A 21553-nucleotide genomic window follows, 5' to 3' on the forward strand; every position below is an offset into this window, starting at 1 on the left:
CAGAACGTGGTCGCCGACTCGGCCAACATCTCGGCCATGGTCGGCTGGCCCGCCGGCGGCGACCCGGTCACCAAACAACTCTCCTACACCAACACCGGCGACCAGCCGGTCACCCTCACCCTGACCTCCGACAGCCCCTACACCCTGTCAACCGACCGGCTGGAGATTCCCGCGCACGGCAACGCCGCCGTCACCCTCACCCTCAAGAGCGGCCTGGCCACCGGCAACCACCCGGGCGTGGTGACCGCCAAGATCGGTGACTCCGTCATCCGCACCCTCGCCGGCGCCTTCATAGAACCCGAGTCCCACAACCTCACCGTGACCGCCATCGGCCGCGACGGCACGCCACCGGCCCGGCCCAACGTTCTCGCGTACAACCTGAAGAGCAACCGGTTCGAGACCGTCAAGATGAACAACGAGGGCACCGGCACACTGCGCCTGCCGAGCGGCGACTGGAACCTCATCTCCTTTCTGACCGAGGAAAGCGAGGCCACCACCAGCGGCCACACGAAGGCGCACATCGGCACGAAGGACGAGGAGATCGTGCTCGACGCGCGCAAGGCGCGTCAGGTCCGCTTCTCGGTGGACGAGCCCACGGCAGCCCCCCAGCAATTCCTGGTCATCAGCGGGATGTACAGGGAAGGAGACCTGTTCATGGAGTTCGGCACCACCACCTCCGATGCGGACCCCAACTCCGGCAACTTCGTCCTCCCCTCCCGCCAGCGTGGCCTGGAGTTCATGGCCAGGACGGTCTGGCAGAAGAAGGACACCGACCTCAGCCCCTACCGCTACGACCTGGTCGACCACCGGGTGGGCGGCTTCCCGGCCGATCCGGGACTGCGGGCCCGCACCGCCAGACTGGTGAAGATCAATACGCGGTTCCGGGCGCAACGCGTCCCCGCGCCGGCCGCATTCGACCGCGTCCCGGTCATGCGCGGATCCGATTTCTCTCTGGGCTACACCGACACGGCCGTGCCGTCGCCCGGCACCCTGACGAGCTACGTCACCCCCGGGCGCGACCTTCTCTGGGCAAGCGGGTTCAGCAACGGGCCGAAACGCGCCTACGCGGAGTCCACCACCGGCGTCACCTTCGGCAGGAAGCCCGCCACCGAGGTCTGGAACGCGGCGGTCACCGGGCCGACGTCCCCGCACGTGCAGCGGAAGGGCGACCGGCTCTACTACATGCCGCAGGGCCTGTTCAGCAGCGGCACCGCCGGGCGCACCGGCTGGGACGCCACCGCCAAGGGCAAGGCCGTACTCACCAAGGCCGGCGCCATCCTCGGCGAGACGACCATCGACAAGTGCCCCTTCCCGCAACGGTGCGCCATCTCGGCCACGGTGCCCGCCGAGACCGGAACCTACAAGATCGCCGCATCGCTCCACCGGGACGACGCGCCCCATGCCGGCCTGAGCACCGCCGTCGACGCCACCTGGACGTTCAAGTCAGGCCACACCGACGACCTCCAGAACCTCAGCCTGCCCGCCGTCCGCTACACGCCCGAAGGACTGGATGATCACAACCGCGCCGCCACCGGATCGGTCACCACGCTGCCCATCCGGGTGGAAGGCGCCCAGGCCGACACCCTGACCGTCCAGGCCTCCTTCGACGACGGCTCCACCTGGCAACCGGTCAAGCTCCGGCGCACCGCCACCGGCTGGAGCACGACCATCACCAATCCGGCGGCCGACGGGTTCGTCTCCCTGCGAGCCACCGCCACCACCCCGACCGGTGACCAGGTCAAACAGACGATCACCCGCGCCTACGCCGTAGGCCGCTGACGAGGACCGGGTACGGCGGGACGCCATCCCGTCGCCCCGCCGTACCCGGCCGCCTCGTCCAGGGGTCCGGCGGCGACCGGGCCGCCGTCGAGGCGGTCCTGGTGGATCGCGGCGGTGTCATCCGGGTGACGACCCCTTTACGGGCGTTCTCCCGCCGACTCCTACGGCAAGGGCGGGTTCTACGACGCCGTCGCCGTCCGCTCCGGAGTCGTCTCGAAGCACTACCTCGCGTTGGACCAGGGCATGGTCATGGCCGCCCTGGGCAACGTCCTGGCCCGCGACCACCTGCGCCGTTACTTCGCGGGTGGAGGCGTGGAGGCCAGGCTCCGTCCCGTGCTCGGCATGGAGGAGTGGGACGTACACGCCAGGCAAAACGACAGCACGACAGATCGGGGATGACTGGATGAGCAGCGCCGAGGCCGCACGCCTCGACTGGCAGCAGCGGATCCACCAGGCGTCGGGCCAGGTCGCGCGGGGCGAACGGATCGAGCTGGCGGCCCCCGCCGGGCTGCGTGCCGCGCCCGGGGCCGGGCACGTGACGCTGACCTGAGATCCGGTGCCGGGCGCGATCGGATGCCTGGTGCACAGGGACGGCGTGCCGGTGCGGCAGCCCGACGTGGACGTCGCCGCGGTGCCCGCGTGCCGGTACGTCGACACCGGGACGCGGGGAGGCGCCTACGCCGTGGCAGCCGTCGCCACCATGGAGCAGATCGGCCCCCTCTCGGCGGAGGCGCACGCCCGGCCGCTGGGGGCGCAGGCCAGACCGCTGGAGGCGCAGGCCGGGCCGATCGTGAGCGGCGGCGGCGTGAACCTGGCCGTCGACACCCAGCGTGTCACCAGGACGCTGCCCAGGCCGTGGCGGCCCATGATCGGCTCGGAGCACCTGTCCCACCTGCTCAATACCGAGCACACCGGCGGCAGGCCCATCGGCGCGTAGCTCGCCGAGGCGCTGCGCCTGGCCCACGACGAGCTGGGTGTGCGGGCCGTGCGGGCGCACGCGATCCTCTGCGACGACCTCGGCGTCTACCGTGAGGTGGACGGCGTGCCCGTCCACGACTTCACCAGGGTCGACGAGGTGTACGACACGATCACGGGGCTCGGCCTGCGGCCCGTCGTCGAGCTGTCGTTCATGCCGCGCGACCTGGCCGCCGACCCTGGCAGGACGGTCTTCGGCTACCAGGCGATCATCTCCCCGCCGAAGGACTACGACAGGTGGGCCGAGCTGGTCAGAGCGCTGACCGCGCACCTGGTCGAGCGGTACGGTGAGCGCGAGGTCGTCGACCACTGGGCCTTCGAGGTGTGGAACGAGGCCAATCTGGAGGTCTTCTGGTCCGGCACCCCTGAAGAGTTCTTCCGCCTCTACGACGTGACCGCCGCCGCCGTGAAGTCGGTCCACCCCGGCCTGCGGGTCGGCGGCCCCGCCTCGGCGGCCAACGGCTGGGTGGAGGAGCTGCTGGACCACGTGGACGCCTCGGGCGCCCCGCTGGACTTCGTCTCCACCCACACCTACGGCACGCGCCGCTGGACTGGCGGCCGGCCCTGGCCAGGCACGGCCGCGAGGGCACCCCGATCTGGTGGACCGAGTGGGGGCCGACACCGACCCACTTCCACGGCATCGGCGACGGCCCGTTCGGCGCCACGTTCCTGCTGCACGGCATGAAGGCGGTGGCGGGCAGGGTCGAGTCGCTGGCCCACTGGGTGGTCTCCGACCACTTCGAGGAGCTCGGCCGCCCGCCGCGGCTGCTGCACGGCGGGTTCGGCCTGCTGACGGTCGGCAACCTGCGCAAGCCCAGGTACTTCGCGCTGGCGCTGGCCGAACGGCTCGGCACCGAGGAACTGCCGGTGGCCCTGGCGGGTGACGTGGCGGGCGTCGAGGCATGGGCGGCCAGGCAGGAGGACGGCACCGTCGGCGTACTGGTGTGGAACGGCACGCTGAACCATTCCCAGGCCGCGGGGAGCGCCGAACTGGCCAGGCGGGTGAACCTCGACCTCTCGGTGCCGCCCGCCGGGCCGTACGAGCTGCGCCACCTGCGGATAGACGCCGAGCACAGCGACATCGGCGCCGTCTGGGCTCCCCGGTTTGCCAAGTCCTTGCCATCATATGGACGCCTTCTCAGGAAAAGTCACACATCCTGACACAGGGTGAAGGCAACTCTCACCGATGTCGACGATCATCCGAGAGACCTGGGAACCTGTCATGCGTCACACCGTACGAACCGCCGCCGGGGTCACGGCCTGCGCCGTCGCCGCGGCGGTGGCTCTGGGCGGCTGCGGCCCCGCCGTCGTTCGCGAGGCCGGGGAACCCGGGATCAAGGTCGGGCTGATCACGAAGACGGAGACGAACCCGTTCTTCGTGACGATGAAAGAGGGCGCGCAGGCGATGGCCACGGCCCAGAGCGCCACCCTGGTGACCGCGGCCGGCAGGTTCAACGGCGACAACGAAACCCAGGCCGCCGCCATCGAGAACATGGTGCGCGCGGGCGTCAAGGGCATCCTGATCACGCCGAACGACGCCGCGGCGATCGTCCCGTCGATCAAGAAGGCCCGCGCCGCCGGAGTGCTGGTCATCGCGCTGGACACCCCCACCAAGCCGCAGAACGCCACGAACGCCCTGTTCGCCACGGACAATTTCAAGGCCGGCCAGCTGATCGGCTCGTACGCCAAGGCCGTGATGGCCGACAAGCCGGTCAGGATCGCGATCCTCGACGGAAGGCCGGGCAGCTCCGCCAGCCGGCTGCGGCACGCCGGGTTCCTGCAGGGCTTCGGCATCGCCGAAGGTGACCCCTCGATCGTGTGCTCCCGCACCACGTACGCCGACCGGACCATGGGCCGGACCGCGATGGACGACTGCCTGCGGCAGACCCCGGACATCAACGTGCTGTATACCGTCAACGAACCCACCGCCTTCGGGGCCTACGCCGCCCTCAAAGCCAGGAGGCTGGAGAAGAACGTGCTCATCGTGTCGGTCGACGGCGGCTGCACCGGGGTCAAGGCCGTGAAGAACGGCCAGATCGCGGCCACCTCGCAGCAGTACCCGCTGAAGATGGCCGAGTTGGGAGTCCAGTCCGTCGTCGAGTTCGCCGAGTCCGGCACGAAGGTGTCCGGCTACACCGACACCGGCGTCAGGCTCATCACCGACCAGCCCGCCCAGGGAGTCGAGTCCAAAAACACCTTCTTCGGCCGTCTGCACTGCTGGGACTGACATCCCCGGCGGCCAACCGACTGAACGAGCATCTCGCGATGCATGCAGTTCGGGTGTAATGTCCGAATTTGGGCCAACTAGCCTGCGGGGGAGGAAACATGGCTAGGACACATCTGTCTCAGGTTGGCTTCCAGCAGAACCCGTGGTGGCGCCGTCGTCGCTGGTGGGGCGGCGGCTGCCGTCGCCGCTGGTGGGGCGGCGGCGGCTGGGGCTGGCGCGGCGGCTGGTGGTGGTGACAGACCAGCTCACCAACCGGAAACCGGTGGCGCGCGGATCACTCAGTCTCGCTCATAGGCGGTTCTGAGTGGCCGCGCGCAGCAGACAGGCGCAAGGAGCGCGTGATCGTCAAAGCGCTCCACATGTCTCCGGATCAGCTTGACCCGTTCGCCCTGGTCGCGGACCTGGCTCTGCCGGGTCGGACTCTGATTGGCGCGCCGGCCATCTTCGGCGCGCCAGGGGCGAGAACCCTGCGCTGTCCAGCACAAGCGCAGGTCACGAGGCAAGCAGAGAGCGGAAGGGTCATCCGGCGGGTTTCTGCAGGCTTACAGGCTGGAAAAACCCGCCGATGACCCTACCTGCGCCGGACGAAGCTCCGGCGCCATTCGCGAGGCGACAGGACGGGGATGGCGAGGCCGCAACCGAATCCACTCCAACTGATCCATCGCAACAGAAGGGCCCTGCACCGTAGCCTGAGGTCGCGACTTCAGGAAGGCACAGGGCTGATGTACGACGAGATCACCCTCGGCGCGCGGCTGCGGGCCTTGCGCAAGTGGCGGCGAATGAGTCTCGCCCAACTCGCCGGGCAGGCCGGGATGAGCACGAGCTATCTGTCCATGGCCGAACGGGGACTACGATCGCTCGACCGCCGCTCCTACATCGCAGCTCTGGCCACGGCGTTGCGTGTGTCGGAGACAGACATCGTGGGCGGACCTCACCTTTCGTCGAATGTCGAGCAGGCAGCTCCGCACGCTGTGGTACCTGCCTTGCGGTCCGCCCTCACCAGCAACGACCTCGACGATCCAGCCGATGATCTGGCCAGGCCGCTTCCCGACCTCGCCGCCTTGGTCGCAGGCCCCTTGGCGGCCAGTCGCGACAGCGGCGATTACGTACGACGTGGCCAGTTGGCCGCGGACCTGCTCGGCGAGCTCCACGCCCATGTGGCACTCGCCGATGAGGCTGGGAGAGTGCATGCGCTCGCATTGCTGATCGAGACCTGCCACGCGGCCGGGATGACGCTACGGCATCTCGGCTACGGCGATCTCGCCTACCTGGCGGCGCAGCGTGCCCTGGAGGTGGCCCGGCTCCTCGACGACCCCGTGGTCTCCGCGCAGGTGGCCTTCACTCGTGCGCTGAACATGCCGAAATCGACATGGGACCGTCCCCTGATCATGGCCTCGCGAGCCGCGGACCGCTTGCAGCCGAACCTCACTTCGAAGACCGCGGCGCAGACCTACGGGCAGCTCCACCTGTCGTGCGCGCTCTTTGCCGCGGTGCTTCACCAGCACGATCGGGCCAACGCGCACTTGTCGGAGGCTCGGGAGATCGCCACCCGAGTAGGCGAGGCTCCGGACGCCTGGGGTTGCTTCGGGCCGACCAACGTGGGCATCTGGGAAGTAGGCATCGCCATCGAGCGAGGCGACTACGGCCGCGCGGTGCACGTGGCAGCCACGCTCGAACCAGATCAGCTGATCAACAGGGAGCGGCGTGCGACCTTCCATGCTGACTACGGGCGCGCACTGGCGCACATGCGCAAGATGCGAGATGCGCAGACGCAGTTGGCGCTGGCCGAGCGGATTGCGCCACAGCGGATCCGTAATTCGGGGCCGGTCCGCGAAGTGGTCGGTGTGATCTTCAGGCAGGGCAGAGCAGCCGCCGAAAACCGGGAGCTCAGGGCCATGGCCTCCCGCATGGGAGTGGTCCTCGACTAAACCCGGCCCATTTCACACCTGTGAAAACCCAGCGCGCAGAGCTGCCTACGCTGCGTGGCCATGGAGACCGAGACCGCCCTTGACGCAAAGGCCCACTCAGAGCGGTTGCGCGCCGAACTCGCCGAGCGCGAGTGGCATGTTGAGCTGCGGGGCGCGAGAGAGCGTCCTCGTCTGAGGGTGGTCCTCCCCGACGATCACGGGCTGAACGGCATGGTTGCCTGCCTGGTGAACGTGGGCCGGTGGCCATGGAGACCGGTGTCTGGGTTGATCGACGACGTCTCAGGAGTGGCCGACCGAGTCACTCACGTGCTCCCTGAGGTCGCCTCGTAAACCTGTCCGTCAGACAAGACATCGTTCCCCGCGGCCACCGCGCGCTTCAGCAGCTGAGCGTACTGCGCACCACCTACCCAGGCTGGGACATCCAGTACGACATAGCCAACGACACGTGGACGGCCGTGCTCAGGCGGCCGATCACACCGGGGATGACGGCCGCCGGAGTCCAGCGGGACTTCACCCGGCCCGACGCCGCGTCGCTGGCCTTAGCGCTCGCCCACCAGGCATCGCTGATCCACAACCGGCGGGCCCACTCGTGGCCCTGCTGAGCTGCCCGGCCGCCACTGCCAAGGCGTGGAGGTCCGGGCGGGTGGCCCCGCCCCCCGGCTCGTGGAGGGACGACGGGGCCGGGGCCACCGATCACACGTTCGGCACTCTCGCTGTGCTGTGCCGGACCTGGCCCCGCCCGTTTCCGCTTCCCTTCTACTGGTCGTCGCAACACCCCAGTTCAGGGGATGCGATGGACTTCGAGATGGGGCCATCCACTCGGCCATCACAACGGAACGACGCCTGACAGGAGGGACACCGTGACCATCGCCGACAGCATTCCCCAGCCTGCGCTCCACTTCCTCTGGCTGGAGATCACCGGCAAGTGCCAGCTGAAGTGCACCCACTGCTACGCCAAGTCCGGCCCCGAAGGAACACACGGCAGCATGACCACCGCCGACTGGACAGTGGTCATCGACCAGGCCGCCAGCCTCGGCGTGTCCATGGTGCAGTTCATCGGCGGCGAACCGACACTCCACCCGGCACTGCCTGCGCTCGTCGACCACGCGCTCGCCGCGGGCGTACAGGTGGAGGTGTACTCCAACCTCGTGTACGTCTCCGACGCCCTGTGGGGCACGTTCTGCCAGCCCGGCGTACGGCTGGCCACCAGCTACTACAGCGACGACCCCGCGCAGCACATGACGATCACCCAGCGGAACACGCTCTCCCGCATTGAGTCCAACATCGCCCGGGCCGTCGAGCTCGGCATCCCGATTCGCGCCGGCATCATCGACCTCGGCGACGACCAGCGCGTCGAACAGGCCAGCGCCCGGCTCGCCGACCTCGGCGTCACCAACATGGGCGTCGACCGGATGCGGCTCCTCGGCCGTCCGGCACGGCGCGCCTGCGACGCCTCCGAACTGTGTGGCCGCTGCGGCGACGGCATCGCCGCCATCCTGCCGGACGGCACCCTCAGCCCGTGCCCACTCAGCCGATGGCTCGCGGCTGGAAACGTCACCACCGCGGCACTCGCCGACCTCACGCCGCGCGTCCGCCGGCTCGCCGACCTCCACATCACCCCCGCCCTACCGGACGCATGCCTGCCACCGTGCGAACCGCAGTGCAACCCGGGATGCAACCCTGGCGTCGACCAGCCTGGCGGCGGAGACAGCTGCCAGCCCAAGATGAGGTGCAACCCCAACGAGACGTGCAAGCCCAAGAACCCCTGCCGACCCGACGTCAGCTGCAAGCCCAAGTAGAGGTAGCCGCCGTGAAGACCGCAGCCGGTCGAGCCCTCGACCGTATCGAGCGCCTGGCCCACTACCTGGCCAACGCCGGGGTCCTGCCCTACGACGACCCGGACAGCGCATGCTGGCGCGAAGCGCTGCGGAACGTGCCCCGGCACCTGTTCGTCCCCGGCCGGGCCTGGGCCCAGCCGATGGACGACACCGCCGAGCATCTGATCGACCTTGACGCCGACCCGGGCGCCTGGTGGGAGGCCGTCTACTCCAACTCCGCGATCATCACCCAGCGCGGCGACGGCAGCACCGACGTGGCCGACGTGCGGGCACCCGCCACCTCCTCGCTGTCCTGTCCCCACATCGCCGCAGAGTTCCTGCGGCTGCTGGAGGTGGCCGACCACCACCGCGTGCTGGAGATCGGCACCGGCACCGGCTGGACCGCCGCCATGATCGGCTTCCGGATCGGTGACGACCAAGTCGTCACCGTCGAGGTGGACCCCGGCGTCGCCGCGGCGGCCGCGACCAACCTCACCGCGGCCGGCCGCTCCCCACTCACGCTGGTCGGCGACGGTGCGCTCGGCGCCGCGGACCACGCCCCGTACGACCGGGTGCACGTCACCTGCGGGGTGCGCGACATCCCGTACACCTGGGTCGAGCAGAGCAGGCCCGGAGGCGTCATCGTCGCGCCGTACATGACGCCCCACGGCCAGTGGGGCGAGCAGCTGCGCCTCGACGTCCTTGACGACGGCACCGCCGTCGGCGTGTTCCGCGGCGGCGCAGCGTTCATGATGATGCGCTCCCAGCGACGCCCCACCAAGTGGCCCGCCTACCCGGACGAGGGCGCCGCCAGCACCACTCTGCTCGACCCGCGCGAGCCCTACCAGGCGCTTCAGCACGGCTTCGGGCTCGCTCTCGCCGCTCACGCCCCGCGCGTCACGATCACGTCCGCGGGATGGGAGGAGCACGATCCCGGCGAGTGGATGTGGACCATGCGGTTGCGCGACCTGAACGACAACGGCTGGGCCTTGGCCACCGCCTGTCCCGGCCAGGCTCGGACCGACATCGTCCAAGGCGGCACACACCGGCTGTGGGACGACCTCCAGGATGCCTACATGCGGTGGCTGCGGGACGGTCGGCCAGACCGCGACCGCTACCGGCTCACAGTCACCGCCGATAGCCAGTCCGTATGGCTCGATCAGGGCATATCCTCGCGGCCCACGACATAGACGCCCACTGAGCCGACAACGGCTCGGGACTGCTCTACCGAATCGCCAACGCCTGGCGCCGCTCTTGCCATTAGGGGCGCCTCGATGGGGGACGGCATGGGTGAGACTCGCGCCTCAACCATTGTCCGCCCATCAGGCCGGTGAGCTCTCCACTCCGTGCCATCCACGGTCATCCAGATGGCCTCTTGACCAACGGTCAAGGGCAACCGGAGGACCCTCAGGTCGCGCCATCTCGCTCCATGCGGTGTCCGGACGCTCTCCGCAGGCAGAGTCTGAGTGGCCTGCGAAAGGCAGACGGCCGACCTCGCCTAGACGGCCGACCTGGCTTGCCGGAGGTGGACGGCCGATCTGGCTTGCGGCGGGCGAAGCCCGCCCGAAGTAGGGCAGCCCGAGCGCAGCGAGGCCCTTTGTGCCCGGGCGGGCGTCGGCGGTCAGCCCTCAGACGGGCAAGGGGTGGGTGCCGCCCGATGTACTGTACGCAATACCTACCGGCGAGGAACTGGCCCACTGACAGCCACGACCCCGGACACGACGGCGCGGCACCAGCGCCGGCAGATGGAGCAGCCCCATGTCACTGAACGGTCGGAACGTCGCGGTCTTCGCCCTCGGCGGCACCATCGCCACGGTCACGGACCCGGCCACCGGCAAGACGGTCCCCGCCCTGTCGGCCAAGGAACTGCTGGAAAACGTCCCCGGGCTGGACGCCCTGGGTGTCCGGCTGCTGGTCCATGACTTCCGCCGATTACCCAGCGCCTCACTGTCGCTGGCGGACCTCGACGCGCTCCACGCCGAGATCAGGGCCGAACTCGACTCCAAGGCAGTGGACGGCGTGGTGGTCGTCCAGGGCACGGACACCATCGAGGAGACCGCCTTCTATCTCGACCTGCTGCACCGTGGTGACGCGCCGATCGTGGTCACCGGAGCGATGCGCGGTGCGAGCCTGGCCGGCCCCGACGGACCCGCCAACCTGAACGCCGCCGTCATCGCGGCGGCCGGCCCATGGCTGCGCGGGTCGGGCTGCGTCGTCATTCTCGGCGACGACGTGCACGCCGCACGCACGGTCCAGAAGAGCCACACCGTCAGTCCCGCGGCCTTCACCTCCCCCGGCTGCGGCCCGCTCGGTCTGGTCGCGGAGGGACGGGTGCGGTTGTACCAGCGGCTCCCCCACCGGACCGCCTGCCCGCCCGGCGACGAAGGAGCGGCGAGCACCAGTGCCGTGCGGGTCGCGCTGCACACGGTGACCCTCGGGGACGACGGCACCCAGCTGGACCTGCTCGACGGCCACTGCGACGGCCTCGTCCTCGCGGCCCTCGGCGTCGGCCACGTACCCGAATGGCTCGTGCCGCGGCTGCGCCGGCTCGCCGAGCGGATCCCCGTCGTCCTCACCTCCCGCATCGGCAACGGCCCCGTGCTCACCCGGACCTACAGCTCTCCGGGCTCCGAGCGCGACCTGCTCGCGAGCGGGCTGATCCCCGGCGGCGACCTGAACCCGTACAAGGCCCGGCTGCTGCTGCACCGGTTGCTCACCATCGGCTGTCACGACCGGGCGCGGATCGCCACGGCGTTCGCCGCGATCGGCGATCGGGAGCCTCTGCCCTGACCGGACGAGCCGGTCCGCGCCCACCTGGTCAGCGGTCAGCGCGGCGACAGGACGGCAACCTCCCGGCCGAAGCCCACCACGAGCTCGCACGGTCCTGTCGTCGCCGCCGGTCACGGCGACCGGGCGGCCGTCCACCATGGCCGCCGTCGCCACCGCGTTCACCGCGTCGGCGTGGCCGGTCAGGACCTGCCGGAAGCGGGCATCGACCCGGGTGCCGGTCGCCCACTCCACCGTCCACCGCGCCGCCGGCTCGCCCGCCACGGGCACCGCGGCGATCCGCGCCGACAGCTCCCGGTCCCCGAACCGGGCGGTTCCAACGCCAGCAACTGCCGCCGCACCCCCGCACCCGCTCGCCTATGCAGATGGGCCGACGCCCGATACACCGCGGCGGTCAATCGGGCCTGCGGATCGGCGCTCGAATCCAGCACCCCCCACACTCGCGCGGGATCGCCGTTCACCAGCCACTCCAGGCCCGTCCACCACGCCCCTCACCCACCTCGACCGCCATGATCGCCACCATAGCCGTCCTCACCCGCACCCACCCGCCCAGCCGGCCCCCGACCGGCGAATGCCGTACGCATTGAGGTAGTTCCACCTACACCAGTGCCCTCAGGCCGGGTCTCGGACGGTTCAGAGTCGCCCTCGCCCGTCTGCTCATCGATCAGGCGTGGTGCTGCTCCCGGCGTCGCTGGAGGTAATCCAGACCGTCACTTTCGTCGGTCGAGAATAGTGTGTGATGTGCGGATGTTGCCGAATGATCCGCCCGGCCTGTCGCCCTGACACCGGTGCGGCGCTGGCCGCTTCAAGCAGGATGATGCCGGTTTCGTCCGCCAGAGACATGGCCTGCGCCACCGCAAGCCCGACGAACCCCGGAACGGGCCAATCATGCCCGTAGTTCAGGTCTCGCGGAACCCTGCCCATGCGGGCACTGTAGTTCGTCGACCGGCTGGAAGCCCATGGCGCTCGCACGCCGTACTCATCCTCCCCGGCGTGACGGTCTCCGTACCCCCTCTTGCGGACCTGCCGCGCCCGCGGCCATGCTCGGTTTCCCAGCACGAGTCGATCTCGCGAGGCGTGGTGCACACCAACGATCCCGCAGTCTCCCGCCGGAGCGGGCCATGACGGTGACCGCGATGCCTCCGGTCCGGCGCGACGAGTCGGTCTCCGGGCGGGTGCGCACGCTGGCCGGGCTGTCCCTCCTGACATTGGCACTGCTGCTGGCCGCGATCCTGGCCGGCGCGGCGAGTACGGGCTCCAGCCTGCGCACCATCGGGCATGACGCCGGGCCGCAGGTGCTCGCCACCACGGGCCTGCATCGGCAGATGTCGGAGATGGACGCGCTGGTGGCCGAGACCCTGCTGCTGGGCAGGGAGTACGGCCCGCAGCAGCAGGCCGACCTGACGAGCTACGACCAGCGGCGGCTGGAGATCTCCGAGAGCCTGCTCAAGGCCTACCGGCTGGCCCTGGACAACCCCGCCGAGCAGCGCACGGTCGAGTCGCTGATCGAGGGGCTGGGCCGCTACGAACGGCTGGCGGCCCAGGCCCGGCTGCTGGACATGCAGTCCAAGCACGGTGCGGGACAGCCGCCCGACAACGTGGTCGCGGCCTATCAGAGGGCCACCGACCTCATGCACCGCGAACTGCTCCCCCAGGCCTACAACCTGACCCTGGAAACCGGGACGATCGTCAGGCGCGCGCACGACGCCGAGCGTTCGGCCACCTCGCTGGCCCGCTCCGCCGTCATCGTCACCGGGCTGCTCGCGCTGGCCTGCCTGCTGGGCCTGCAGGCCTACCTGACCAGCAGGTTCCGCCGGGTCTTCGCGCCGGCCCTGGTGGTCGCCACCGTGCTCACCGCGGCCGGTCTGCTGACCGGCACGGCCCTGCTCAACCGGCAGGGCCAGGCGCTGGAGGAGGCCAAGCGCGGCGGTTTCGACTCGGTGCTCACCCTGAGCAGAGCACGGGCGATCAGCAGGAGCATGCACGGAGACCAGAGCCGCTACCTGCTCGACCGCTTCCGCAGGGACACCTACGAACACACCTTCCTGGACAAGTCCCGGACGGTCGCGGCCGTCGAGTCCACCAGCCTGCCCGACTACCAGAGCAAGCTGCACGCGAACTTCCAAGGACTGCTCGGCGGCCTGACGGGCCAGGACCGGCAACGACTCTTCGCCGTCTACCAGAGGTTCCAGCAGGCCGACGCCCGGATGCGGACCACGGCGGCCGAGGCGGCGATCAAGTTCTGGGACGGCGAGCTCACCCAGGCCTACGAACGCTACGACAAGGTCCTGGAGGAGCTGGTCCGGCGGCACGAGTCCGACTTCGAGCGCGCCATCGACAGCGGCGACGGAGCCCTGGAGACGCTGTGGCGGTCGATCCCCGCCGGGCTGGCCGGCGGCGCCATGCTCATCCTGATCGGCGTCTGGCCACGACTCAGGGAGTACCGGTGAGAAGACTGCTGATCTGCCTGATCCTGCTGCTCACCGCCTGCGGCGCCGCGCGGCCGAAATCCCTCATGGACCACGACCAGCTGATCGTCGCCATCCGCTCCGACGTCCCGCTGATCAGTTTCAAGGGGAGCGACGGCGCCTACGACGGCTTCAACATCGACGTGGCCGAGGATCTCGCCTCCCGGCTGGGCAAGCGGATCCGCTGGCTGGAGATCAAGGCCGGCGACCAGCTCACCGTGCTCACCGACGGGCGTGCCGACCTGGTCTTCGCCCACATGTCGGTCACCCCGGAGCGGAAGAAGGTGATCGACTTCGCCGGGCCGTACCACGTCGACTTCCAGGACATCGCGATACGGCCGGCCGACAAGGGCGTCATCCGCGACGTCCGCGACCTGGAGGGCCGCAAGATCTGCTGGGTGCGCGGCACGAACATCGCCCAGCGGATCGTCGATGAGCGCCGGGTCAAGGCGATCGCCGTCCCGGCGCCGGACTACAACGTCTGCCTGGAGATGATCAAGGACGGCAGGATCGACGCCATCTCCACCAACGCCCAGATTCTGGCGGGGCTGCTCACCAAGCCGGGAGTCGACCTGCACCTGGTCGGCGCGACGTTCAACGAGCAACGCACGTCGATCGGCATTCGCAAGGGCGACGTCGACGGCTGCGAGGAGCTCAACCGGGCCATCACCCAGATGTACCAGGACGGCACAGCCAACATGTTGCTGGACAAGTGGTTCGGCAAGTCGGGCATCGACCTGTCGGTGGTCTCGGTGCCGCAGTTCGAGGGCTGCTCCTAGGCAGGCGGCCCGGCGACCTCCGCGCTGAACCTGCCGACGAGCGCCTGCTTGGCGCGCCCGGCGACCTCCACGTCATAGGAGACCAGCTTGACCGTCGTCAGGTCGACCGCCTTGGAGTGCGCCGGCATCCTGGTGTTGGTGGGCAGGGCGTAGAACTTCACCAGCGGCCCCAGCCGCTGGGATGCTCCGCTCAGCGCCCAGTCGACGTATTTGCGTGCGCTGTCGGGGTTGTGGGCCCCAGCCAGCACCGCCAGGCCGCCGAGCTCGTAACCGGTGCCCTCCTGCGGGAAGGTCACCTTCAGGTTCGGATAGCCCTGCTCCTGGGCGGCGACGCAGTCATGGGAGAAGACGACGCCGACCGCCGCTTCTCCCTTGGCTGCCTGCAAGGCGGCCGCGCTGCCGGCAGTGTTGTATCTCAGCACGTTCGGGTGGAGGCCGCGCATGTAGCCGAGCGCGGGGTCCTGATCGCGGCCGCTGAGCTCCACCTGCGTCCACAGGGCGGCGTAGGCGGTTCCGGAGGTGGCCGGATGGGCGATGGCGACACTGCCGCGCAGCCGCTCGTCCAGCAGCTCCCGCCAGGAGCGGATCGGCTGCATGCCTCGCTTGGCCAGCTCCTTGGTGTTGTTGCAGAAGGCCAGCACGCTGACGTAGACCCCGCTCCAGGCGTTCTCCCGATCAGCCCAGCCCTGCCGGATCTCACCGGATTTTTCGGATTTGTACGGCTCCAGCAGCCCCTGACTCTTGGCGGCCACGTAGGAGTCGGCCGGACCGCCATGCCAGACGTCGAACTCCTGTCGTGCCCTGGCCCCCTTGATCCGCTCCAGCGCCTCTCCGCTCGACAACCGGACGAAGTCGGCCTCCACGCCGGTGGAATCGGAGAACCTCTTGACCATCATCGCGCACCACCGCTCGCTCGCGCCGCACGCGACCGTGATCTTGTCCCGTCTCGGCGCCGAACAGCCCGCGGCCATCAGGACCGCCACCAATGCGATGGCCAACGGCCTCATCGCCCCTCCCAGGGGATCGCCGACATCTCGCCCGACGTACCGGATCCATTCGACACCCCGTCACGAGTGTCACGCAATGGATCACGCCGGTCGGACCGGGTCAGAGCGACTGCCAGGTGTTGGGGGTCACTCCGCACGGGCCGCCCTCGTGGAACTCCAGGCGGGCCCCTCGAGGTCGAGGCTGATCGTCATCAGCGTCTCCCAGCGGCTGGTCATCGGCGCGCCCTCCGCGGGGTGCGCGCACAGCGCGGCCCCGTCAGGCGCGTGCGACGACAGGGCCGCCGCCCGATCGGTCAGGTCGGCCGACCGCAGCGCCACGCGGCGCTCGCTCAGCGCCGCCAGCCGGTCGTGGCTGTCGGCTTCGTTGAAGACACGGTCCCCGCGGGCCAGGTCGGGGTCGAGGAAGTGGTTGGTGTGCACGAGTGTGCCGTCCCCCTCCGGCCGGACCTCACCGAGGCCCGATGGGGAGAGTTCGAGGCACACGGCCTGGGCGTGCCCCTGGTCGAAGCCGACCACGGTGATGGCGGTCGAGGCCGACGTATGGGCCGACGCCGCGATGTCGCGTGCCTCGTCGACGGCGCCGGCCTCGTCGAGAATCCGGCGGGCGACCAGGTGGACGGGGACGCCGATCTCGTCCGTGTCGGAGTCGTGCTCCAGGATGTTGAAGTGGACGCCGATGCCGCGGCTGTTGAGGCCTATCTTGGCGAGCACGCCCAGCTCGGTGAACGTGCGGACCTGGTGGCCCGGCCTGGGCTGGTAGGCCCACACGAGCCGGACATCGCGGAGATGGTCGTGCCAGTCCCACGTCTGGATGGTGTGCGGGGCCGTACCGTCGTGGGGCAGGTGCACTGCGGTCGAGCACTCCGCCCGTGAGACCGAGGCGCCGTTCCGTACGGCGCTCGCGGCCAGGATCTCGGTGCGCGCGTTCAACGCGCCGATCTGCCAGGCCCGCAGTCCGGCACCACCCCTGGGGCGGCGCCGCCCGGCTATCTCGCCGTAACCGACACGAAAGCCACCCCGATCATCGGCGCGGTCCACGGCATGGGCCTGTACCTGGGAGTCGAACTCATCCGCGACCACACCAGCCTGGAACCGGCCACCGAGGAGACCGCGGCCATCTGCGAGCGGCTGCTCAGCCTCGGCGTGATCGTCCAGCCGACCGGCGACCACCTCAACATCCTCAAGATCAAACCACCGATGTGCCTGACCACCGACAGCGCCGACTTCTTCGCCGACGCGCTGGCCCTGACACTCCGCGACAGCTGGTGAGCCCAGACCCCATTGACACGGCCGCACCAATGGTGAAACATCTGCTACAAATCAATATCTGTTACCTCTGGAGCGGCCGGTGACCGGTACGACGTGGGGCCTGGTGGCCTCGATATCCGTGGCCTCGATCGTCGAATTCGTCGAGGCGTTGACCATCGTGCTGGCTATGGGTGTCACCCGGGGCTGGCGCTCCGCCTTGGCCGGCGTGGCCGCCGCCATAGTGGCTCTGGCGGTGTTCACCTTCGCCGCCGGATACGCGCTCAAGACGTGGATGCCCGAGTCGCTGATGCAACTCGTCGTCGGCACGCTGCTGCTGATCTTCGGACTGCAGTGGCTGCGCAAGGCGGTGCTGCGGTCGTCGAAGTTGAAAGCTCTGCACGACGAGCAGGAGGAGTTCGCGGCACAGACCGCCGCCGCGCGCCAGGCGGCGGCGAACAGCCGTTTCGGCATCGACACCTTCGCCTTCGTGGTCTCGTTCAAGGGAGTGTTCCTCGAAGGCGTCGAGATCGTGTTCATCGTGATCACGTTCGGCCTCAGCGCGGACAACATGCCCGCCGCCATCGGCGGCGCGGTGGTCTCGGGCCTTCTGGTGCTCGTCGTCGGCCTGATCCTGCACAAGCCTCTCGCGATGGTGCCCGAGAACACCCTCAAATACGGCGTGGGCCTGCTGCTGGCGTCCTTCGGCGCGTACTGGTCCGTCGAGGGGCTGGGCGTGTTCATCGCCGACGGCGAGAGCCTGCACTGGCCAGGAGACGACTGGGCCATCCTCGGGCTGCTCGCGGCATGGGCGGTAGTCAGCCAGGTGCTGGTGCGGACCCTGCCCGGGATCAAGAACAAGCGAAGGGAGACAGTGACCGGATGAGCTACCTCAAGGGCTTCGGCAGGTTCTGGTACGACTTCATCATCGGCGACGACTGGAAGATCGCGGCGGCCGTGGTCCTGGCGCTGGCCATCACCCTCGTCGTCACCCTGACCGGCCTGGCACCCTCCAGTGTCGGCGCGGTGGTGGGCGGCACGTTGCTGCTCGTGTCCTTCGTGATCAGCCTTGTGGTCGACGTCAGGAAATAGGCTCGCAAGGCAGCGTTGGAAGGGGTCCGTCGGCGCCGACGGGCCCCTTTCGTCGTTCAGCGGCCTTCCAGCCCGCCGGCCCGCAACGGGAAGTGACACGAAGCGCGGTGCCCGTCGCCGAAGGCGTCGCGTGGCGCGTGCACGTCCGCGAGGAACTCGGCGTCGATCCCGACGACCTGCCGTCGCCGTGGGTGGCGGCAAGGTCGTCGTTCGCGGCGTTCTCGGTCGGCGCGTTATCCCGCTGGCGCCGTTCCTGTTCGGCTTCGGCGGTCTGGCCATGGCCCTGACGCTCAGCGCGCTGGCTCTCCTGACCGCCGGTGGCCTGACCGCCAAGCTGACCGCCCGGCCGCTCTGGTTCGGCGCCACCCGGCAGCTGCTGTTCGGCACCCTGTCCGCGGCCGTCACCTTCGGGATCGGCCTGCTCGTCGGTGCCGCGGTCGGCTGACAGCGCCGATGAGCGCGGAGCTGCTCGAAGTCCTCGGCCCTTCTGAATCGGGTATAGCGTTGTGCCATGCCCCCGCGCGTGCCTCGCAACGCCAAACCCGACGCCGCCAACGGACCGTGGCTGCTGCTGATCTACCGCGTGCCGAGCGACTCGTCCCGGGCGCGGGTCGCGGTCTGGCGCGACCTGAAGCGGATGGGCGCGCTGTACGTGCAGCAGGCAGTCTGCGTGCTGCCGGACCGAGACGACACCCGGGCGGCGATGCTCCGGGTGCGGGAGCGCATCGAGGAGCTCGGCGGGTCGAGCATCTTCCTCACCCTCGCCGACGTCGACGACGACGCACGCGCTCAGTTCGTCGAGGGCTTCCGCGGCCAGTCGGCCAAGGAGTACGCCGAGATCGTCGAGGAGTGCGACACCAAGTTCGTCAAGGAGATCGAGTTCGAGCGCTTCCGGGAGAACTACACCTTCGAGGAGGCGGAGGAGATCCGCCAGGACCTCGAGAAGCTTCGCCGCTGGCTCGACAAGGTCGAGGGGCGCGACTGGATGGGCGCCGAGGGCAAGGACCTCGCCCGGAGGAAGGTCGCCGAGTGCGAGGTGCTGCTGGAGCACTTCGAGGCCGACGTCTTCGAGCGCACCGGCGGATCGGCCGACCTCCCCCACTCTCCGGGCCTGTGACGGAGCCCGGCCCGGTCAAGGTGATCACGATGGGCCCCTCCCCGGTCAGCCTCCGATGGCGATCAGGAGCATGCCGACGCCGACGTTGAGGCCGGCGTTGGCGTAGAGGAGCTTGATCCGGCGGGCGATGTTCTCGCGGCTGGGCGCGAGATACCGGAACAGGAGGAATTCGCCGACGCCGAGGACGATGAGGACGGCGCCGACGTACTGCAGGATGGTCATGTGGGTTCCTGCCTCGGTGGGGACGGCACGGGTGAGACTAACGCCCCGGCCTGTCCGCTCACCAGATCGGTGAGCTCTCCACTCCGCGCCATCTCCCTCAATGCGGTGTCCAGGGGCTCTCCGCAGGCAGAGTCCGGCCGGCTTGCGGGAGGTAGACGGCCGACCTGGCCTGCTGGAGGTAGCCAGTCGACCCGGCTTTCCCCGGAGGCTGGCCTGTCCGCAGACCGGCCAGAGGTGGCCCGGGCCAGCGCACGGCCGATCGTCGACCGAACCCCTGGAAAAGCGTCGAACAGGAACGCCATGGCGTCGTGCCGTCAGGCGCGAGTTGGAGAAAGCTCCGACACAGCGCAGAGCAGCTTCGGCGGGAACTTCAACGCTCTTTCTGAGCTGGTAATCGAGGGTTTCTGAGACAGCCGGAGGCTGGTCTAGATCGCGAACCGCGTACGCTCGGAGCATGTCCGACTCGGTCAAACAGACCGTTGAAGCCCTGTCGAGCATGGACGACGTGAACAGCGTGCGCGACCTGGTGGAGCAGAGGCTGGCCCAGGGTGACGCCACGTTCGTCGCAGATCTTGGAATCGCCCTTATCAAGCAGTTCGGGACATCCGCTAATCCGGTCTGGCAGTACCGAAGCGCGTTCGACTCCGTCTGCGTCTTCTGACCGTCGCCGCCGGGCCTGAGCACATGGGGCAGACGCTCCGCCTTCTGTCGGTAGCCAGCGAAGGCGACCGTAAGAGGGCGCGGTACCTGGCGTCACTCCTTGCCTCCAACCGTTCGGCGGAGTGCACCGGTCTTCGTCGGCGGCTGCGGAGCGGGGCGGCTCGGAGGAACTCCGGACCTGCCTCGTCCATGAACTAGTCCTCCGGGACGCGGTCGTCGAAGACTGGCCGGCGATCGCGGAGTGGGCCACGTCTCCGCACTGGAGCCACCACCCCTTGCGGTGGCTTCCCCTGAGACGCTCACCAGTAGAAGAGGGGCACGGGCTTCCCGGCTACAGCGTTCGCGGCTCCAGCCACTCACTTCCCTTCGGCCCGTCAGACGAAGGACCAGCGACCCCCCAGAGAAAAGGCACCGCTCCACCTTCAGCCCGGGAGATCAGCGCGGCCGAGACTTCCGAGACCATCGATAGCGCCGTCACGAACTGGGCACAGGAATCGAACGGCCGGATCGAGTCCAGATCGTTCGAGCTCGACGGACCCGTCTGTTCGATCATCGGCGTGCTGACGGCGCTGAACCTCGACTGCCTCGCCGGGCTCGGCCGGCAGATGACGCTGTCGGCTTCTTCCTGTCCACCTTCTCGGGCATGGCAGATGTTGTTCACCGCCGCGTCCAGGTTGCGTCCACGGGATGCGCCTACAACCAAGGCCTCTACGGGGCGTACGGCTGATTGGCAGCATGGCAGTCGCTCAGCGGCCTGAGTGGGACCCCGGGCGAGCGGACCTTCACCGAAGCCGAACAGCGAGTCCAGGCATGGTACACCTTCGCCGCAACCACGAAATGGTTCGAGCAGGTCGCCTGGGACATCGGCATCGCAGCCCTGGACCCTGACAACCAACGACTACGCCTGCTCGCCGCAACCGACACGGACTGATCTTGCACCGGTCCCGGGCGCCCTGGGATCTCAGCGCTCAGCTATCTGTGCACACGGCTTTGAGAATCTGTGCAGCCAACTTCGGAAACCGACAATCATCGCACCTCATAAACGCCGACCTCCAGCACGACGACGCCCTCACCCGCGCCGGCTGCGCCCGCATCTACACCGACACCGCCAGCGGCGCCAGCGACGACCGGCCCGAACTCACCAAGGCCCTGGACTACCTGCGCTCCGGCGACACGCTCGTGGTCTGGCGGCTGGACCGGCTCGGCCGCTCCCTCAAGCACCTCATCGACACCATCAACGACCTCGCCGGGCGCGGCGTCACCTTCGCCAGCCTCACCGAGGGATTCGACACCGCCACCCCCGGCGGCGAGCTGGTGTTCCACATCTTCGGCGCACTCGCCCAGTTCGAGCGCCGCCTCATTCAAGAGCGGACCCGCGCCGGCCTGGACGCCGCCCGCGCCCGCGGACGGGGCGGCGGCCGCCGCCCCTCCCTCACCCCCACGCAGATCC

General features: G+C 69.2%; 26 protein-coding genes and 2 pseudogenes. 24 read left to right on the forward strand and 4 right to left on the reverse strand.

The window, feature by feature from the left end:
- The 13 genes and pseudogenes from DQW85_RS01410 to DQW85_RS01455 all read left to right on the forward strand — a co-directional run.
- A pseudogene (locus tag DQW85_RS01410) lies at positions 1 to 1779 on the forward strand (hypothetical protein); the annotation flags it as partial.
- 231 nt (positions 1780 to 2010) lie between these two features.
- Positions 2011 to 2178 carry a hypothetical protein gene (locus DQW85_RS01415; RefSeq protein WP_240196849.1) on the forward strand — a complete coding sequence of 56 codons (168 nt, stop codon included), beginning with the start codon at positions 2011 to 2013 and terminating at the stop codon, positions 2176 to 2178.
- Between the two features lie 4 nt (positions 2179 to 2182).
- On the forward strand, positions 2183 to 2329 hold the full coding sequence (locus DQW85_RS45505) for a hypothetical protein (protein ID WP_205314781.1): 147 nt from the start codon (positions 2183 to 2185) through the stop codon (positions 2327 to 2329).
- A gap of 6 nt (positions 2330 to 2335) precedes the next feature.
- Positions 2336 to 2716, forward strand: coding sequence for a hypothetical protein (locus DQW85_RS45510; RefSeq protein ID WP_205314782.1), 381 nt, complete (start codon positions 2336 to 2338; stop codon positions 2714 to 2716).
- A gap of 18 nt (positions 2717 to 2734) precedes the next feature.
- On the forward strand, positions 2735 to 3439 hold the full coding sequence (locus DQW85_RS47490) for a GH39 family glycosyl hydrolase (RefSeq protein ID WP_275888156.1): 705 nt from the start codon (positions 2735 to 2737) through the stop codon (positions 3437 to 3439).
- The gene (locus DQW85_RS47495) at positions 3394 to 3915 is read left to right on the forward strand and encodes a GH39 family glycosyl hydrolase (protein ID WP_275888157.1); all 522 of its coding nucleotides are present in this window, start codon (positions 3394 to 3396) and stop codon (positions 3913 to 3915) included. Before DQW85_RS47490 ends, DQW85_RS47495 begins: the two co-directional genes overlap by 46 nt.
- A gap of 61 nt (positions 3916 to 3976) precedes the next feature.
- Complete coding sequence (locus tag DQW85_RS01425) at positions 3977 to 4981, forward strand: substrate-binding domain-containing protein (protein ID WP_113698682.1); 1005 nt, start codon at positions 3977 to 3979, stop codon at positions 4979 to 4981.
- A gap of 142 nt (positions 4982 to 5123) precedes the next feature.
- Complete coding sequence (locus DQW85_RS44005) at positions 5124 to 5285, forward strand: hypothetical protein (protein ID WP_162794638.1); 162 nt, start codon at positions 5124 to 5126, stop codon at positions 5283 to 5285.
- A 418-nt stretch (positions 5286 to 5703) separates the two neighbouring features.
- Entirely contained in the window at positions 5704 to 6909 is a 1206-nt protein-coding gene (locus tag DQW85_RS01435) for a helix-turn-helix domain-containing protein (RefSeq protein ID WP_162794639.1), read from the forward strand.
- Between the two features lie 60 nt (positions 6910 to 6969).
- On the forward strand, positions 6970 to 7239 hold the full coding sequence (locus DQW85_RS01440) for a hypothetical protein (protein ID WP_162794640.1): 270 nt from the start codon (positions 6970 to 6972) through the stop codon (positions 7237 to 7239).
- A 530-nt stretch (positions 7240 to 7769) separates the two neighbouring features.
- The gene (locus tag DQW85_RS01445) at positions 7770 to 8708 is read left to right on the forward strand and encodes a radical SAM protein (RefSeq protein WP_240196850.1); all 939 of its coding nucleotides are present in this window, start codon (positions 7770 to 7772) and stop codon (positions 8706 to 8708) included.
- 11 nt (positions 8709 to 8719) lie between these two features.
- Entirely contained in the window at positions 8720 to 9916 is a 1197-nt protein-coding gene (locus tag DQW85_RS01450; RefSeq protein ID WP_162794641.1) for a methyltransferase domain-containing protein, read from the forward strand.
- A gap of 568 nt (positions 9917 to 10484) precedes the next feature.
- On the forward strand, positions 10485 to 11516 hold the full coding sequence (locus DQW85_RS01455) for an asparaginase (RefSeq protein ID WP_113698673.1): 1032 nt from the start codon (positions 10485 to 10487) through the stop codon (positions 11514 to 11516).
- Positions 11517 to 12170: 654 nt separating this feature from the next.
- Here the strand turns inward: DQW85_RS01455 and DQW85_RS44010 are convergent.
- Positions 12171 to 12437, reverse strand: coding sequence for a hypothetical protein (locus DQW85_RS44010; protein ID WP_162794642.1), 267 nt, complete (start codon positions 12435 to 12437; stop codon positions 12171 to 12173).
- A gap of 197 nt (positions 12438 to 12634) precedes the next feature.
- On the opposite strand from DQW85_RS44010, the gene DQW85_RS01460 reads away from it, so the two are divergent.
- Positions 12635 to 13963, forward strand: a complete 1329-nt coding sequence (locus tag DQW85_RS01460) for a hypothetical protein (protein WP_113698674.1) — start codon at positions 12635 to 12637, stop codon at positions 13961 to 13963.
- Positions 13960 to 14760 carry a substrate-binding periplasmic protein gene (locus DQW85_RS01465; RefSeq protein WP_113698675.1) on the forward strand — a complete coding sequence of 267 codons (801 nt, stop codon included), beginning with the start codon at positions 13960 to 13962 and terminating at the stop codon, positions 14758 to 14760. The genes DQW85_RS01460 and DQW85_RS01465 overlap by 4 nt, the downstream gene beginning before the upstream one ends.
- Here DQW85_RS01465 and DQW85_RS01470 read toward each other — a convergent pair.
- Both DQW85_RS01470 and DQW85_RS01475 read right to left on the reverse strand, forming a co-directional pair.
- Positions 14757 to 15767, reverse strand: coding sequence for an ABC transporter substrate-binding protein (locus DQW85_RS01470; RefSeq protein WP_113698676.1), 1011 nt, complete (start codon positions 15765 to 15767; stop codon positions 14757 to 14759). The genes DQW85_RS01465 and DQW85_RS01470 overlap by 4 nt on opposite strands.
- Before the next feature lie 126 nt (positions 15768 to 15893).
- Positions 15894 to 16805 (reverse strand): C45 family autoproteolytic acyltransferase/hydrolase, encoded by a 912-nt coding sequence (locus tag DQW85_RS01475; RefSeq protein WP_113698677.1) that lies wholly within the window; start codon positions 16803 to 16805, stop codon positions 15894 to 15896.
- Positions 16806 to 16808: 3 nt separating this feature from the next.
- Between DQW85_RS01475 and DQW85_RS01480 the strand changes: the two genes are divergently transcribed.
- The 5 genes from DQW85_RS01480 (at position 16809) to DQW85_RS01500 (ending at position 19221) form a co-directional block, all read left to right on the forward strand.
- Complete coding sequence (locus tag DQW85_RS01480) at positions 16809 to 17036, forward strand: hypothetical protein (protein ID WP_205314785.1); 228 nt, start codon at positions 16809 to 16811, stop codon at positions 17034 to 17036.
- A 79-nt stretch (positions 17037 to 17115) separates the two neighbouring features.
- On the forward strand, positions 17116 to 17898 hold the full coding sequence (locus DQW85_RS01485; RefSeq protein ID WP_113698678.1) for a COG4280 domain-containing protein: 783 nt from the start codon (positions 17116 to 17118) through the stop codon (positions 17896 to 17898).
- Positions 17895 to 18104 (forward strand): hypothetical protein, encoded by a 210-nt coding sequence (locus DQW85_RS01490; RefSeq protein WP_113698679.1) that lies wholly within the window; start codon positions 17895 to 17897, stop codon positions 18102 to 18104. Before DQW85_RS01485 ends, DQW85_RS01490 begins: the two co-directional genes overlap by 4 nt.
- A 187-nt stretch (positions 18105 to 18291) precedes the next feature.
- Positions 18292 to 18549: a VIT1/CCC1 transporter family protein gene (locus DQW85_RS01495; protein WP_113698680.1), complete on the forward strand. Its 258-nt coding sequence runs from the start codon at positions 18292 to 18294 to the stop codon at positions 18547 to 18549.
- Positions 18550 to 18615: 66 nt separating this feature from the next.
- A complete protein-coding gene (locus tag DQW85_RS01500) occupies positions 18616 to 19221 on the forward strand; it encodes a Chromate resistance protein ChrB (protein WP_113698681.1) in 606 nt (201 codons plus the stop codon).
- A gap of 45 nt (positions 19222 to 19266) precedes the next feature.
- Here DQW85_RS01500 and DQW85_RS44015 read toward each other — a convergent pair whose 3' ends face one another.
- Positions 19267 to 19443, reverse strand: coding sequence for a hypothetical protein (locus DQW85_RS44015; RefSeq protein WP_162794643.1), 177 nt, complete (start codon positions 19441 to 19443; stop codon positions 19267 to 19269).
- Positions 19444 to 19939: 496 nt separating this feature from the next.
- On the opposite strand from DQW85_RS44015, the pseudogene DQW85_RS48030 reads away from it, so the two are divergent.
- The 4 genes and pseudogenes from DQW85_RS48030 to DQW85_RS01510 form a co-directional block, all read left to right on the forward strand.
- Positions 19940 to 20301: pseudogene (locus tag DQW85_RS48030) on the forward strand (DUF6183 family protein).
- Entirely contained in the window at positions 20226 to 20861 is a 636-nt protein-coding gene (locus DQW85_RS48035) for a DUF6183 family protein (RefSeq protein WP_420819133.1), read from the forward strand. Before DQW85_RS48030 ends, DQW85_RS48035 begins: the two are co-directional and overlap by 76 nt.
- Positions 20831 to 21034, forward strand: coding sequence for a DUF6183 family protein (locus DQW85_RS47510; RefSeq protein ID WP_205314788.1), 204 nt, complete (start codon positions 20831 to 20833; stop codon positions 21032 to 21034). The genes DQW85_RS48035 and DQW85_RS47510 overlap by 31 nt, the downstream gene beginning before the upstream one ends.
- A 59-nt stretch (positions 21035 to 21093) precedes the next feature.
- A partial coding sequence (locus DQW85_RS01510; RefSeq protein WP_240196851.1) for a recombinase family protein occupies positions 21094 to 21553 on the forward strand: 460 nt, incomplete at its 3' end.

This window comes from Nonomuraea lactucae (assembly GCF_003313395.1).
Classification (GTDB): Bacteria; Actinomycetota; Actinomycetes; order Streptosporangiales; family Streptosporangiaceae; genus Nonomuraea; species Nonomuraea lactucae.

Bases quoted from the DNA above. Each gene is read 5' to 3' on its own strand.
- DQW85_RS44010 (WP_162794642.1), bottom strand. From the start codon at position 12,437: ATGGGCAGGGTTCCGCGAGACCTGAACTACGGGCATGATTGGCCCGTT.
- DQW85_RS45505 (WP_205314781.1), top strand. From the start codon at position 2,183: ATGAGCAGCGCCGAGGCCGCACGCCTCGACTGGCAGCAGCGGATCCAC.
- DQW85_RS44015 (WP_162794643.1), bottom strand. From the start codon at position 19,443: ATGACCATCCTGCAGTACGTCGGCGCCGTCCTCATCGTCCTCGGCGTC.
- DQW85_RS01500 (WP_113698681.1), top strand. From the start codon at position 18,616: ATGCCCCCGCGCGTGCCTCGCAACGCCAAACCCGACGCCGCCAACGGA.
- DQW85_RS01435 (WP_162794639.1), top strand. From the start codon at position 5,704: ATGTACGACGAGATCACCCTCGGCGCGCGGCTGCGGGCCTTGCGCAAG.
- DQW85_RS01490 (WP_113698679.1), top strand. From the start codon at position 17,895: ATGAGCTACCTCAAGGGCTTCGGCAGGTTCTGGTACGACTTCATCATC.
- DQW85_RS01425 (WP_113698682.1), top strand. From the start codon at position 3,977: ATGCGTCACACCGTACGAACCGCCGCCGGGGTCACGGCCTGCGCCGTC.
- DQW85_RS01460 (WP_113698674.1), top strand. From the start codon at position 12,635: ATGACGGTGACCGCGATGCCTCCGGTCCGGCGCGACGAGTCGGTCTCC.
- DQW85_RS01440 (WP_162794640.1), top strand. From the start codon at position 6,970: ATGGAGACCGAGACCGCCCTTGACGCAAAGGCCCACTCAGAGCGGTTG.
- DQW85_RS01455 (WP_113698673.1), top strand. From the start codon at position 10,485: ATGTCACTGAACGGTCGGAACGTCGCGGTCTTCGCCCTCGGCGGCACC.
- DQW85_RS01480 (WP_205314785.1), top strand. From the start codon at position 16,809: ATGGGCCTGTACCTGGGAGTCGAACTCATCCGCGACCACACCAGCCTG.
- DQW85_RS01470 (WP_113698676.1), bottom strand. From the start codon at position 15,767: ATGAGGCCGTTGGCCATCGCATTGGTGGCGGTCCTGATGGCCGCGGGC.